Here is a 15,465-nt window from a genome sequence, read left to right as displayed (position 1 = left end):
GATTGCCGATTGCCGATTGCCGATTGCCGATTGCCGATTGCCGATTGCCGATTGCCGATTGCCGATTGCCGATTGCCGATTGCCGATTGCCGATTAACATCATGAACTTCAAGCTATATTTTAACATACTTTTGTCACCAATACACCGGTATGGAAAAAATAATAGCTTCAATAATAACCATTGGCGATGAATTGCTGATAGGCCAGGTGATAGATACCAACAGCGCCTTCATTTCGCAGGAACTGAATAAAATTGGCGTATGGGTAAAAAGAAGAGTGGCAGTTGGCGATAGTAAAGAAGAAATAGTTCGTGCACTGAATGAAGAAAGCCGCGATACCAATATCATTATAATGACCGGCGGACTGGGACCTACCGCCGACGATATTACCAAACCGGTGCTGGCCGAATATTTTGGTGGCAAACTGGTAATGAATGAGGATGTACGTAAACACCTGGTATATCTTTTTGAAGAAGTGTTTCGCCGGCCGCTCATTGAGCGCAACCTGAAACAGGCCGAAGTGCCCGATGTTTGTACGGTTCTACCCAACGCCCGCGGCACAGCGCCCGGCATGTGGTTTAAAAAAGATGGCAAAGTGTATGTTTCATTACCGGGGGTGCCGCACGAAATGAAAGGACTTATCATTAATGAAGTATTGCCCCGCCTGCAACAAAGCTTCACCATGCCATTCATTAGTCACCGCACCATGCTTACTGCCGGTGTTGGCGAATCGTATGTGGCCGAAATGATAAAAGATTGGGAAGAAAAATTGCCCGCTCATTTAAAGCTGGCCTACTTACCCAACTACGGTATGGTACGGTTGCGCATTACCGGGTGGAGCACCAATAAAGAACAACTGGAGAAAGAACTGAACACAGAATTTGATAAACTGAAAATACTGGTACGGGAATGGCTTGTTACTGATGAAGATCAGGCGCTGCCACTGGCATTGAGTAATTTGTTGCGTTCGAAGAACAAAACAATGTCAACGGCCGAAAGCTGTACAGGTGGGTATATTGCACACCTTATTACCGCTTACCCTGGCGCCAGCAACATATATAAAGGCAGTATAATAAGTTACGATAACGAGATAAAGATCAAGTCGCTACAGGTTTCGCCTGCCATCCTGCAAAAGGCAGGCGCGGTGAGTGAGGAAGTGGTTAAGGAAATGGCGGCCGGCGCACTGGCCAGCCTGAATACCGATTACACCCTGGCGGTTTCAGGTATTATGGGCCCCGATGGCGGCTCGCCCGAAAAACCGGTAGGAACTGTTTGGGTAGCAGCGGGTGACAGGAATAAACTGGTTACACAAAAATTCCAGTTCCGGTTCGACCGGGAGCGAAATATTGAAATGACCGCAACCCAGGCATTGAATTTATTACGGAAATTTATAGTGGAGAACTCATAAAGCAAACGATTGTTAGTAAATCCCTATCTTCGCGACGGTGGCTGAATTGCCATTTGACCACCAATGAAGAGAAAAGATGTGTTGCGTTCTGCTTATTAATTAATAAGTTCGCGCCCTGTTATCTATAAACCCCCGAGGTTATCGGGATTAAAAATCTGCAATTGCATATGGCTCTAGTTGACCTGGTGATGCCTAAAATGGGTGAAAGTATTACAGAAGCCACCATTTTGAAGTGGTTTAAACATCCCGGAGAAACGGTAAAGATGGACGAAGCCGTCCTTGAAATAGCTACCGATAAGGTGGATAGTGAAGTTCCTTCTACCGCCGAAGGCGTAATTGAAGAAACCTTTTTCAATGTGAACGATGTAGTTCCTGTTGGAACAGTATTAGCCCGCATTAGATCTGGCGCTGCAGAACCAGCCACAACCAGTACACCGGTTGTTACCAGTCCGGCCGTTGAAGTATCAGAGAACCGCCCCATGGGCACTGATATGAACCATAAACCGGTTACCAGCGAATCATTCAACCAGCCTGCTGCTACTCAAAATGGATCAAGGTTTTATTCACCACTGGTACTGAATATTGCTACCAGCGAAGGGGTAAGCCTCAGCGAACTGGAAAGCCTTGCCGGCACCGGAACCGAAGGCCGCGTTACCAAAAAAGATATTCTGCAATATGTAGCCAATAAAAAGGCCGGCAAAACCGGCGGCAGCCCTGTTACAACAACAACTGCCCCTGTAAACAAAGTGCCTGAAACTACGCCTACCATTCTGCCCCAGGTACATCAACCTGTTCAGCAGGTTCAGGAACCTGAGCGCCATATTCAAACCTATAGCGGTAATGTAGAGATCATTGAACTGGACCGCATGCGCAAACTCATCAGCGACCATATGGTGCGTAGTAAAGACATCAGCGCGCATGTAACCAGCTTTACCGAGTGCGATGTTACCAACATGGTGCTGTGGCGCGATAAGGTAAAAAAAGGATTCGAAAAACAGGAAGGCGAAAAACTCACCTTTACGCCTTTGTTCATTGAAGCCATTATTCGCTGTATTAAAAAGTATCCCTGGCTTAACAGCAGCGTTGATGGTGATAAACTAATTGTAAAGAAAGATATCAATATAGGCATGGCCACTGCCCTGCCCTCAGGCAACCTTATTGTTCCGGTAATTCGTAATGCCGATCAGTTGAACCTGGTAGGTTTAACCAAACAGGTAAATGGTTTGTCGAACGCAGCCCGTAACAATCGCTTACGTCCCGACGATACACAGGGCGGTACGTTTACCCTTACCAACGTTGGTACTTTTGGCAGTTTAATGGGTACGCCTATTATCAACCAGCCACAGGTAGCCATTCTGGCAACAGGCGCTATTAAGAAAAGACCCGTGGTTATTGAAACCGATCAGGGCGATTCTATAGCTATCCGCCATATGATGTACCTGTCGCTTTCTTACGATCACCGCATCATTGATGGTGCACTGGGTTCAACCTTCCTGAATGCAGTAGCCAAAGAGCTGGAGAACTTTTCGGTAGATAGAACGTTATAAACGACTTAACCGTGGCACGGTTATAAACCCCGCTGCAGCTGCGCTGTAGCGGGGTTTATTTTTTACATACCATTTAACTCAAAATAGTTAAACCATCACTTCCTAACCTGGTCTTTTTTTTGTAAATTACTATTAACGACAAACCTGAATAAGTAAAACAGCACCGGCTTAATTTCTAAAACCTAAAACGTAATCGAATGAAAACGCTTTCAGAAACCTGGTTTGCCGAAGGCTATATTGATTTCGAATTAAAGAAATATACGCTTCTCGCTTATCTGCAACAGGTTACCAGCTACTTTAACGAATCTAAATTGTACCCGCAATTAAGTGATGTAATTTTCCATTACAATAATTTGCAGGCATTAAAAGAGAACAAAAAATTCTTACAGGAACAATTCCCCAAAAAACTTACGGGTGTTCAAATAGAAAAGCTACAATTACTGTACGAACAGATCATTGAAGATGATGAGCTGATGCAGGAGTTGGAAGAAATTATCACCTTTTCGGCCGACAAATTAAAAACAGCCATCAGCAGTGGTACCGAGATCTACGAATTTGTTGAGGATAAGCTGAACATTTTCCCAATTGGGCTAATACCGCTCGATACCAATGAAGGCTACTTTTTCTTAAGTGAAGGCTCGGGCCGGCAAACACTGGTGTATCAATACCGGTTAAGCTTTTTTGAGAAGCATGATGAAAAGTACCGCGCTATCAGAACCGAGTATGTAAACGAGTGGGAACGTAACATTGTGAACAGCTACGAAAACATTAAAGCAGAACTGTTGCGCAACAAAAAAGACCTGCCTAACCCGGCCGTATATTCAATTGAAACGGAGCTCACCTTCCCGGTTTCTGAAACCTTGTTACCGGTAGCGAAGCGGAGTTTGGTGAGGTATATTTCTAAAGCAGCTTAATTCAGAAGGGATGGTTTTATGGGCATAGGTATATGATGTAAGAAGTAGGAAATACGAAGTTGAAAAGTTGACAGGGTTGATAAAGTTGATAAAGGAAATACATTTAATAAAAGAAAGCCCGGAGTGAAAGTTGGTCACAGTGACCTAAACTTACTACTCCGGGCTTTTGTATTTTCTTACCTCTTACCTCTTACTTCACGCTTCTATTATCAGTAAACGATCTATTTAAATAACGTCTTTCTTAAAAATCCTATATCAACTCTATCATCTTTATCACCTTTTCAACTCCTAGTCAACTCGTCAACTTCTTACTTCTTACCTCCTACTTCTCACGACTATTACTATATAAGTAGCAACCCAATAGAGCATCTCTTAAAAAGCCTTCTTCTCTTCTATCTCCATTCCCCAATCAACGCCTTTGGATGTAGCCGGTAATCCTTCGGCCAGCCAGCGTGGTGCCGGTGCGCCTTTTAAAAAGTGATCGAAGAACTGGCCCAGGCGAATACTCAGGTCTTTACGGTTCCTTCTTTCCACCAGGTTATGATCTTCGCCGTTATACTGTAACATCCATACTTTTTTTCCCAGGCGGCGTAATGCCGTAAAGTACTCAATACCCTGGTACCAGGGTACGGCCCCATCGGCATCATTATGCATTATCATCAACGGCGTATTTACTTTATCGGCCCTGAACAGGGGTGAGTTCTTCATATACAGATCGGGGCGCTGCCACAACGTATAACCAATACGGCTTTGTGAACGCTCATATTGCCACTGGCGGTTCAAACCCGTTCCCCAACGAATACCACCATAGGCGCTGGTCATATTGGCTACTGGTGCACCGGCTTCGGCTGCCGCAAACATATTGGTGCGGGTAACCAAATACGCTACCTGGTAACCGCCCCAGCTTTGCCCCTGTATGGCCATTTTGGTACTATCAACCCAGGGTTTCTTTGCAAAGAACTTCGCTGCCGATACAATGGCATTGTAAGCACTTTCACCAGGTTCACCTTTTTTGTAAGTAATATCCGGAACAAATATGAGATAGCCATTGCTTGCAAAATAAGGGAAGTTAACCGTTGAAGCGCTTGGCGCAGGCGCCCGGTACGTATACAGTTCGTCGCTGTATTTTTCGTAGAAGTAAAAGATGACGGGATACTTCTTCTTCGGATCAAAATCTTCGGGTTTGTATAACAATCCCTCCGATTGTTTGCCATCGAACATGGTCCATTTTACCAGTTCGCAGGTTAACCAGTTGTAATCTTTTTGCTGCGGGTTGGTAGTGTATAAAGGCGTTTCAACAACAGAATCACTAAGCACCCGCGCCACGTTCACTACCGGCGACATACTAAAACTTTCTTTCGTATATACATACGTGTCGCTATTCATTGCTTTCACCGGCTTAAAGCCAATGTTGAACGGGCCATCAATACCAATGTGTGAAAAATGGGCAGACTGCATATTATGCAATGTAAAGCCACCATATTTGGTCACGGTATTCAACGTCTTCAAAAAGATGGTTTGCGTATCGGCGATAATTTTTTCTTCCTTAACAACGGGCTCATAACGATAAGTGATCTTGTGCTGCCGGCCATATCCATTGGTAAGCATTGTTGGGGCCGTTTTACCATCAGGGTCGCATTTCCAGATATCATACTTATCGTACACGTACACATACTTATCATCCTGATGCCATTTCATAATACCGTGCGCGGATGGATCATCGGGATGATCATCATCCTCTTCATACAAAGGCACTTTTATGCTTTTGGTAATATTGGTAATGGCTCCGCTTGCAACGGAATATGTGAAATAATTCTTCTGCACGGGATCGTACCATAAAACATATTTTCCTTTGGGTGAATAATTGATAGGTGCGCGTATTTTTTCCTTTACCGTTTTACGGCTGCCATCGATAGTAGAAACCAGGTAAACATTATATCTCGCATATCCTACCCATTGGGCCTCAACGCGGTTGCCTTTGGTAGTGGCTGCCATTACATATTCGCTGTTGCCTTTATCGGCCAGGTACACCTGTTCGGCATCGGCGCCGCCTAATGCAATTACTTTATCCTCATCGCCATTTAAAACAGCTTTGTAGCTTCTTTGTAATTCGGTATTCAGTTGTACCAATTGCTGTGGTTGTAAATAGTCATCGTTGTAATGCCAAATATCGAGGCGCGCCGTTTCAAAATCAACCAGCGTGGTATCCTTGGGTTTACGAATGGCCATTAACCCAAAGTATAATTTCTTACCGTTCTCACTAAACTCCGGCGCTTGCGTTTCGCTAAGGGTCAATCCTTTTGCCACACCAGTTGTATTTCTGTCAACCCGAAGGCGGGCGCTATCCATACCCGTGCGGTAGTAATATAATTTATAGAACTTCTGTAAAGCTTTGGTGCTGCTATCGCGTTCGGCAATAAATGCTAATTGCCTACCGGCATCATCGAGCACAAAGTTCTTTGCTTCATTAAATCCTTGTAATACGATATCGGTTTTAGAAGAAGCCGGGTTGTACCATAATACGGTCGCTTTTTTTAAGGTATCGGTATTACTGCGGGTAGTTTCTATAACGAATGCATTACCTGGTTTGCTGAAGTAATAATCGCTTACCAGGGTGAATTTCTTTTCTTCCCCGGTATATAAATTTCGCAGCACCAGTTCGGTACCTTCTTCAACAGGATCGCCGGTTTTTGGTTTGCTTTCCTTCTTCGGGGCTTTCAATGCATCGAGGCCTTTTGTTTTTGCTTCATTGGCTTTATTGCGTAAACTATCGGCCAGCCTGCTTAGGCTGTCGGCCATTCGCAATAAACCATTTAATTGTGATAGTGAATCGGGTTTGGCCACTGACGGTGGCACGGGCAATGCTTTTTCGTGCAGGTAGGCAAGCCATTGGCCGGTGCCTTCATCGGGCGTTTTAAACGATCTTACGCGTGGAATACGTAACACACTGTCCTTACCCAGTTCAACAATAGCCAAACTATCTTTGGGCATGTCATCGGCCTTTTTCTTTTTGATCTTTGCCTCGCGGGTAGCGCTGAACAGGGGTTTTATTTTGAATATTACAAAACGGCTGTCTTCAGTAATAGTAGCCGAATACCCACGCGGTATTTCTTTTTTGTAAGCGTTGTCGGTTGATTGAATAAACAGGGTGGCATCTCCTTCCTGGGGTGTTACCGTAAACACCGTCCATTTTCCATTACGGCTTACGTTGCGTTCATTGATGCTTTGCCAGCCATCGTACACTGAATGGGTTATGGGCTTTTTTTGTGCAGCTGCATGCAAACATGCGAGCAGCAAAACGGGAATGCTGAGGAATTTTCTCATGTTTTGTAATCGGTTCAAAAAATAAAATTAATACAAACCTTATTTTTCCGGCTACTATCATCCTGTTGTTAAACCGCACATAAAAAAACCACCCCAACTGGTGCCGGGTGGTTTAATCGTATTCAAATTTTCCTCTTTATTTATTTTCCTGTACCATCACCGTCGATATCATAAATACGACGGTATTCAGAAGTATGGCCGGCATCAACTGCATAACAACCCGAAATAAAACCAAGGCCGCCATTACTTATTTCAAAAAATGTTTTGTCAGCAGCATTATCGCCATCAAAAACAATACGATGTGAATACCTTCCATTATCAATTTGAAGGCAAACGCTTTGACTTACCGTATTATCATCAGCAATTGTATAGGTACCACTCTTTATCACTTGTCCGTTACTGTATTGTTTATAAGTAGTTGCTGTAAACTCCAGTATATTCCCGTTGCCCGAAGGATATTCTGTGGCGTTGGGCACCATGGCGGCTGTAGTCTTCGACAATTCCCAAATGCCAACTACGTCGTTATTATTATTGTCTTTATTTTTTTTGCAGGCGACTATGGTAAGTGCAAAACAACTTACCAGCATGATACTGTATACCATTTTCATGTGCTAATGTATTTTCCTCTTTGACATATTATTGTAATGCACCGTTGCTTACAGTTGCCTTATTTTTTCTTCCTGCCCTGTACACCAGCCAGGTATGCAGAAATACTGATAATACGATCAAAAACAATCCTATATAAAATGAGCCCGATAAATGCTTGTCTTCACGGTAAATAATAAAAGCAAGGGCTATACCATACAGGGGCTCCAGGTTATAAGTGAGGTTTACGGTAAATGCCGAGATCTTTTTCAATGCATTCATGGTAAGATTAAATGCCCAAACCGTACAAAACAAACCTAACACCAATAGCCAGCCGGCGTCTGATAACGTAGGTATAAGATGACTTGCAGGTACATAGGCCAGGTAAACGGGCAACAGGATGGTAAGAAATAAAAAGCCACCGCTTAACTGGTATAAGCTTACCGTTTCGGGTTTATATTGCTGTACCAGCAAACTATTATAGATGGGAAACAAACAGGCAAGTAATGCTGAAATAACACCAATAATGATTCCCGTTTTGTATTGCGGGTCAAAATGAAAGATCAATGAAATACCGGCTATCACCAGCAAGCCCAGCAGCAGCTCGGTAATATTGAATTTCTTACGCCGTATAAGCGGTTCAAGTATAGCCGTAAAAAATCCCATAGCCGAAAGACATACCAGCGCAACCGAAACATTTGCATATTTAATGCTTGCATAAAACGCTACCCAATGCAACGCCACAATAACACCAACACCTGTTATGCGTGCAATACCAGCCCATGAAATGCGATGCAGTTTACGTTGAAAAAAATACAAGGTCCATAATGTTAATACAGTGATCAGTAGCCGGTACCATACAAGCAGCGCTTCGTTCAGGGTAATAAGGCGGCCAAGGATACCTGTAAACCCGGCCAGAAATACAGCTGTATGTAATTGTAAAAATGCTTTTCGCATGGGTAACCGAGATATAAAAAAGAGGCGTGCCACGGTTTTAAACCATGACACGCCTAATATCTTTTAAAAAATATTACTTCGTTTTTGCCAGCACCTGATCGGCCGGTTGCGATACCTCGCCGTAAGAGGCGGTGCCGGTATTTTTCACCCGGTTATGGTAATCTTTGAACAGGCTGTGCCAACGCAATTTCAGTACGCCCCAAATGCCTTCTTTCACAATACCTTTATGCATTTTTGAAACACCGAATTTGCGGTCTTCAAAAATAATAGGTACTTCTTTTATTTTAAAGCCCAGCTTCCAGGCTGCAAACTTCATTTCAATTTGGAATGCATAACCCAGGAATTGGATCTGATCGAGATTCAGCGTTTCAAGTACTTCCCGTGAATAGCATACGAAACCGGCAGTGGTATCGTGTACAGGCATCCAGGTAATTAACCGGGTGTAAAGCGATCCGCCTTTTGAAAGCAGAATGCGGTTACGCGGCCAGTTGATGGTTCCCCCTCCTTTTACGTACCGGGAACCTACAGCCACATCGGCGCCGCCATTAGCACAGGCTTCGTATAACCTTTGCAGATCTTTGGGATTATGCGAAAAATCGGCGTCCATTTCAAAAATGAAACGGTAACCTTTTTTCAATGCCCATTTAAACCCATGTATGTAAGCGGTGCCAAGGCCCAGTTTGCCTTTACGTTCCTCGAGGAATAACTTACCGGAGTATTTTAACTGGCGGTCTTTTACCAGATCGGCAGTTTTATCGGGAGAGCCGTCGTCAATTACAAGAATGTGAAAGTTATCATATTGCGCAAAGATTATATCAATCAAATGACCGATATTTTCTCTTTCATTATAAGTTGGTATAATAACAATGTTTTCCAAACAATTCAATTGATATTGGAGTACAAAATTACAATTATTCAATTTGTGTAATTATATAAATTACACATTTGCAAGTAAATAAATTGAACTCAAATCACAATCCCTTCTTCAACAACGTTCTGTTAAAAATTTCGGTGAGCTTGGCCTTGGTATGCATGGGAAAGTCGCCTTTCATCATCCAGTCATAGTATTGTGGCTCAGCTTTTAACACTTCAACCACCGAACGGCCTTTGTGTTTGCCGAAATTAAACACTTCTACCCCGTTTTCCATGATCATGCGGCGGGCAAAATCAACTATACTATCATCCCCTATACAGGTGATAATGGTTTCCACACTGGTTCCCAGCTGGGGGTATTTTTCTAATTGAGCCTCAAGTATTTCCCACGTGGCTACGGCATCAGCCTCAGCACCATGGGCTCCCTCCAGGTTCTTATTGCAATAAAATTTATATGCCGCGCTGAGGGTACGCTGTTCCATCATATGGAAGATCTTTTGTACATCTACCAGCCGGCGGTTGTTGAAATCAAACTCAAGCCCAACCCGCAGGAACTCTTCGGCCAACAGCGGAATATCGAACCGGTTCGAATTATAACCTGCCAGGTCGCAATTATCGAGAAATTGCTTTATTTCATTGGCAACCTGTTTAAAAGTTGGGGCATCCTTCACCATTTCATTTGTTATGCCATGCAGATCGCGCGATACCTGCGAGATCGGCATTTCAGGATTCAGGAGCTTTCGTTTTATTTGTCGGGTGCCATCGGTTTGAATTTTAACTATGGCTATTTCAACGATACGATCCGAGCCCAGGTTAACCCCGGTGGTTTCAAGATCAATAACTGCCAGCGGCTTCTTTAACTGCAACATTCAACAATGATAATTGATAATGGTTATATAAATTAGGCGTTTTGCAAAAAAGATAAAAAAAGGTCGCTTTTCTCCCATTCGGGGAATAAATAAATCAAATCACAAACAATATAATGTATTTATTACTTCCCTGTTATCTGCTGTGCAAAAGTAAGCATATCTGCTCCATCATAGTTACCCGAACTCATTAACAACAAACAGGCATTTTTAAAATTCAATTGTTGCAGCCACTGCAGCAGCTCTTCTTTATCGTTCACTACTTTAAGCCCCGGTTTACCAAAACCAGCTAAAACTTTTTCAGCAGGCAGGTCGGGCATACGCTTTAACTCCAGCGCATGGCGCGAATAAAATACGGCAGCTTTATCGGCTTTGTCCATAGCGCCCTTATACTCATTCATAAATTGCTCGTTGAGGCTGCTATACGTATGCAGCTCCAACACCCCTACCAGCGTACGATTGGGAAACTGTTGTTTTACCGCATCAATAGTGGCTTTCACTTTCGATGGCGCATGCGCAAAATCGCGGTAAACAATAGTGGTATCATTACTTGCCAACAACTCAAGGCGTTTTGCGGCACCTGTAAAGGAAGATATTGCCTTTACAAAAGTGGCTGCATTCATACCCAGTTCACGACATACATACCAGGCCGCGTGCAAATTCAACAGGTTATGATTGCCAAATACCTGCAACACGCCTGTTTGGTCGTCAATGGTAAGTGTTGTTTTACCGTTTGAAATGGTATGAAATGGCACCTGGTAAGGCTGATAGCGAATATCTGAACGCTTGTTTTGCATTACCAGCTTTTTAAGTACCGGGTCAGTTTCGTTATATATTAATATACCACCCGGTTCAATCTTCTGTATAAAAATGGTGAACTGCTCGAGGTAGAAATCAAATGTTGGAAAAACGTTTATATGGTCCCAGGCAATGCCGGTAAGAATGGCAATATGCGGGAACAGGAAATGGAACTTGGGTCTTTTTTCAATAACGCTGGCCGGATATTCATCGCCCTCACAAACAATAATGGGGGCATGAGTAACCTGAACGCTTTGATCGAACCCTTCGAGCCGGGCGCCTACCAGATAATCGAAATCTTTGCCTGCCTTTTTCAAGGCGTGCATGATCATAGATGTTGTAGTGGTTTTTCCATGACTACCACCTACCACTACACGTGTTTTTTCGCGACTTTCCTGGTATATATATTCGGGGAAAGAATAGATCTTCAAACCCAGTTCCCTGGCTTTTTGCAGTTCGGGATTATCTTGTTTGGCATGCATACCAAGGATCACCGCATCGAGGTTGGCAGTAATTTTTTCAGGAAACCAGCCAAAGGCGGCCGGTAGCAGTCCTTCTTTTTGCAGATTCCCCTGGGCAGGTTCAAATATTTCATCATCGCTGCCTGTTACCTGGTAACCTTTTTTCGACAAAGCAAGCGCCAGCTGATGCATCACGCTTCCGCCAATAGCTATAAAGTGTACTTTCATCTGAAATTGAATAATTATTTGGTTATTAACCCCATTCCAATAGGCAATAGACAATGGGCAATGGACAATAGACAATGGGCAATAGGCAATAGGCAAAGATGTAATAATACGGAAATCCCGATTGTCGGCGGACCTTGTCAATTGCAAATTGTCAATTGCCAATTGATTTTGCGGCTAAATGTATTTAAGGTGAAACGATTACCAAAAACTTTTTATATACACTTTTGATATTTTTTGGCAGGAGGCTTGCATGTACGGGATATTCTTTGTTATTTTACTTCATCTTACTATCCAATCCTACCGAATTTTCCTCTCCCTTAAGTCCGTTTACCTTTGAATGAACCTGATGATCGTTAAGCCCGTTTTTTCATCAGGAAATTGTCAAACTTTTAAATAATCACAAAAATGAAACGGACACTCGTTATCCTGGCTATGATTGTTATAGCTAGTGCTACTATTACCTCATGTGCTGCCTCAAGAGGCGCCAAGGGCGGCTGCAAAGGAACTCAAGGATATATAGGTTACGGTCACCGCTAATTATTTTCAACCCTGATATTATGAAAGGCTTTCGCCATGGGCGAAGGCCTTTTTTTTATTTCAACCACCTAAGCTTTAGCGCAGGAGGCCCCCGCGCATCAAGTACTATTGAAAATCAATGAAATAGTTATAATTGCCCACGGGCAACGATCCTTTGCCCGCGGGCAATTATGTTTTGCCCCGGGCAATTATATTTTTGCCCGGGGCAAACAGGTAATTGCCAGGGGCAATTTTGTTTTTGTCCGGGGCAATTGGCCGTTTGTCCGTGGCAATTGTTTTTTTGCCCTGGGCCATTGGATAATTGCCAGGGGCAATTATATTTTGTCCGGGCAATTATGTTTTTGCCCAGGGGCAGAGAACCTTTGTCCGCGGACAATTTTCTATTTGCCTCGGGCAAAAATGCTTTGTCCGCGGGCAACAGACCTCTGCCTTTGGACAATGAATCCTTGGCAATTGACAATGAACCTTTGCCTGGAGGAAATGAATCTTTACCTGGGGACAATGAACTTTTGCCTTTTGGCAATGAACCTTTGCCAGCGGGCAATTAGCCTATGCCTGTTGGGAAATGAACCGGAGACTATGAACTATGAACAGAGAACTAAGTGGGGCACAAAAAGAAAACCCTTTCGCCAGTTGGTGAAAGGGTTTAAGCTTCTTATGGCTTGTCAAAAGGACCATCCCGGGAACGGGACGGTCTCTAACGATTGCTTGCCATATGAAAAAAAACTTATTTCTTGATAGTAGAATCAGCTTTTTTTGCAGTTGTATCAGCTGCATGAGCAGTAGTATCAACTGTAGGTTGCTGAGCAGCAGTATCAACAGTAGGTTGAGTTGCAGCTGAATCAGCAGCAGTTTTTTCTGCCTCAGCGCTTCCGCCATCATTACATGCTACTGCGAATAAAGAACCGATAGCTAATACTAACAACAGTTTTTTCATTGTACCGTTTTTTGTTTGTTTACAAATGATTTATTGTAGGTTAATACAGTAAAGAAGAAAAGGTAACCCCGGTCACCTTAAAATTTTTTATTTTTTTTAAAAAAAATCCAACCTTACGGGCCCGGAGGCATTTTTAACCCTTTTTGCCTGTTTTTGGTCTGATTTTATTATCCCGGTTGGGTTACTTCTGTTTAAATTGAGTATTAATTAATGGTTCAAAGCGTGAAAACTGATTCTACCGACGAAAAAGCATTGTTAAAAGGACTGGCTGTAAACGACCGCAAATCGGTTGAAACTATATATAAACTCTTTTATAATATGGTTCAATCGTTGATCCTCAATAATAACGGGTCTGCGGACGACGCACGGGATATATTCCAGGAAACTGTAATTGTGCTGTACGAAAAAGCAAAAAGCGGCTCATTTGAATTAAACTGTCAGCTTAAAACCTATGTTTATTCAGTAAGCCGCCGGTTATGGCTAAAAAAACTGCAACAACAGCAGAAATACGTTCCCAATATTGCCGGTTTAGACGAAACCGTACCTGTTGAGGAAGAAGTGGAAAGCCACAACCAGCTTAATTCGGAGTTTCAGATGATGGAAAAAGCCATGTTGCATTTGGGTGAACCCTGCAGAAGTTTGATTGAGGCCTTTTATCTGCAGAAAAAAAGCATGACAGACATTGCCGGCCATTTTGGATATACAAATGCTGATAACGCCAAAAATCAGAAATACAAATGTCTGATGAGGCTTCGCAAATTATTCTTTGCCGAATTTAAAAACAACGACGTGTGATGCAAGATGTACAATTATTAGATGCTATTGAACGATTTCTCCGTGGCGAAATGTCGACCGAAGAAATAGCTTCTTTTGAGCAACTGAGAAAAAGCAATCCCGAAGTAGACCAAAAAGTTGTGGAGCATACCATGTTTTTGCAACAGATGGACCAGTTTGCCGACTGGAAGAACTTCAAATCAACACTTCACGACGTACATATTCAACTGCTCGAATCGGGCGATATAAAAGAAGAAGCTCCCAAGGCCACCGTTATCCAGATCTGGAGAAAATACAAAAGGGTTATGGCAGTTGCCGCCTCCATCGCTGGTATCACTACCCTTCTTATTGCCAGCATGGCCACCTACTACGCACAAAAGAAAACCGGTCAGGATTTTGAACGACTTAGCAAGGTCATTAAGCGTGAAGTAGATAATAAAGTAAATGCACTTGATAATAAAGTAGAGGCCCGTTTTAGCAAAGGTCCCGAAAACACCCCAGTTAAATTTGGCGGAACCGGTTTCCTTATTGATGGTAAAGGATATATTGCTACAGACGCTCACGTAGTACTCAATGCTTCAAGCGTGGTAGTACAAAATAGCAAAGGACAGGAGTTCAGGTCAAAGGTTATATACTCAAACGACAAAACCGACCTGGCGATCTTAAAAATAGAAGATGCTGATTTCAGAAGCCAGGGACCACTGCCCTATGGCATTCGCAAAGGTGGATCTGAATTAGGTGAACAACTGTTCATCCTTGGTTTCCCCCGCGAAGAAATTGTTTACAACGAAGGTTACATGAGCGCCAAAACCGGATACAATGGCGATACCCTGTCGGTTCAAATAGGCGTATCGGCAAACCCCGGTAACTCAGGCGGCCCGGTATTTAATAAAAATGGCGAAGTGATTGGTATTATTACTGCCCGTCAAAAAGCAGCCGAAGGTGTTGTATTTGCCATCACCGCTAAAAACATCTTCCGCAGTCTTGAAGAGATCAGAAAAGACACAGCCTATCAAAACATTCGCTTAACGCTTAACTCTTCTATCAGAAACATGGACAGAGTTGCGCAGATCAAGAAAATTGAAGAAGCAGTGTTTATGGTAAAGGCTTACTAACCAATAGGCAATTGACAATAAGCAATAGGCAATTAATACAAATAGTTTATACATAAGAAAAGCCCCGGATCACATTGATTCGGGGCTTTTGTATTTTTTGCCAATTTTGCAATTCGTGAGGTGCAAACCTTATAGCGAGCCT

12 protein-coding genes are annotated in these 15,465 nt (G+C 43.1%); 5 read left to right on the top strand and 7 right to left on the bottom strand.

Annotated elements, in window-relative coordinates; genetic code table 11:
* Positions 1-150: 150 nt before the first annotated feature.
* The 3 genes from GGD38_RS28280 to GGD38_RS28270 all read left to right on the top strand — a co-directional run bounded on the left by GGD38_RS28280 (position 151) and on the right by GGD38_RS28270 (position 3,868).
* Positions 151-1,407: a CinA family nicotinamide mononucleotide deamidase-related protein gene (locus GGD38_RS28280; protein WP_375302900.1), complete on the top strand. Its 1,257-nt coding sequence runs from the start codon at positions 151-153 to the stop codon at positions 1,405-1,407.
* 167 nt (positions 1,408-1,574) lie between these two features.
* The gene (locus GGD38_RS28275) at positions 1,575-2,954 is read left to right on the top strand and encodes a dihydrolipoamide acetyltransferase family protein (protein ID WP_375302901.1); all 1,380 of its coding nucleotides are present in this window, start codon (positions 1,575-1,577) and stop codon (positions 2,952-2,954) included.
* 197 nt (positions 2,955-3,151) lie between these two features.
* Positions 3,152-3,868: a hypothetical protein gene (locus GGD38_RS28270; protein WP_375302902.1), complete on the top strand. Its 717-nt coding sequence runs from the start codon at positions 3,152-3,154 to the stop codon at positions 3,866-3,868.
* A 372-nt stretch (positions 3,869-4,240) separates the two neighbouring features.
* Here the strand turns inward: GGD38_RS28270 and GGD38_RS28265 are convergent, their stop codons facing one another.
* The 7 genes from GGD38_RS28265 to GGD38_RS28235 all read right to left on the bottom strand — a co-directional run bounded on the left by GGD38_RS28265 (position 4,241) and on the right by GGD38_RS28235 (position 13,434).
* On the bottom strand, positions 4,241-7,192 hold the full coding sequence (locus GGD38_RS28265) for an alpha/beta hydrolase family protein (protein WP_375302903.1): 2,952 nt from the start codon (positions 7,190-7,192) through the stop codon (positions 4,241-4,243).
* Between the two features lie 140 nt (positions 7,193-7,332).
* Positions 7,333-7,800, bottom strand: coding sequence for a hypothetical protein (locus GGD38_RS28260; protein WP_375302904.1), 468 nt, complete (start codon positions 7,798-7,800; stop codon positions 7,333-7,335).
* 28 nt (positions 7,801-7,828) lie between these two features.
* A complete protein-coding gene (locus GGD38_RS28255) occupies positions 7,829-8,734 on the bottom strand; it encodes a DMT family transporter (protein ID WP_375302905.1) in 906 nt (301 codons plus the stop codon).
* A 73-nt stretch (positions 8,735-8,807) separates the two neighbouring features.
* Positions 8,808-9,611, bottom strand: coding sequence for a polyprenol monophosphomannose synthase (locus GGD38_RS28250; RefSeq protein WP_375302906.1), 804 nt, complete (start codon positions 9,609-9,611; stop codon positions 8,808-8,810).
* A 94-nt stretch (positions 9,612-9,705) separates the two neighbouring features.
* On the bottom strand, positions 9,706-10,476 hold the full coding sequence (locus GGD38_RS28245) for an exonuclease domain-containing protein (protein WP_375302907.1): 771 nt from the start codon (positions 10,474-10,476) through the stop codon (positions 9,706-9,708).
* Between the two features lie 122 nt (positions 10,477-10,598).
* On the bottom strand, positions 10,599-11,960 hold the full coding sequence (murC, locus tag GGD38_RS28240; RefSeq protein ID WP_375302908.1) for a UDP-N-acetylmuramate--L-alanine ligase: 1,362 nt from the start codon (positions 11,958-11,960) through the stop codon (positions 10,599-10,601).
* Between the two features lie 1,264 nt (positions 11,961-13,224).
* Positions 13,225-13,434 (bottom strand): hypothetical protein, encoded by a 210-nt coding sequence (locus GGD38_RS28235; RefSeq protein WP_375302909.1) that lies wholly within the window; start codon positions 13,432-13,434, stop codon positions 13,225-13,227.
* A gap of 210 nt (positions 13,435-13,644) precedes the next feature.
* On the opposite strand from GGD38_RS28235, the gene GGD38_RS28230 reads away from it, so the two are divergent.
* The gene (locus GGD38_RS28230; RefSeq protein ID WP_375303913.1) at positions 13,645-14,229 is read left to right on the top strand and encodes an RNA polymerase sigma factor; all 585 of its coding nucleotides are present in this window, start codon (positions 13,645-13,647) and stop codon (positions 14,227-14,229) included.
* Complete coding sequence (locus GGD38_RS28225) at positions 14,229-15,323, top strand: S1C family serine protease (protein WP_375303746.1); 1,095 nt, start codon at positions 14,229-14,231, stop codon at positions 15,321-15,323. Before GGD38_RS28230 ends, GGD38_RS28225 begins: the two co-directional genes overlap by 1 nt.
* Positions 15,324-15,465 lie beyond the last annotated feature (142 nt).

This window comes from Niastella sp. OAS944 (genome assembly GCA_024809215.1).
Lineage (GTDB): Bacteria > Bacteroidota > Bacteroidia > Chitinophagales > Chitinophagaceae > Niastella.
Note: the sequence above shows the minus strand (reverse complement) of the source record. Positions and strands in the feature narration are given on the sequence as shown.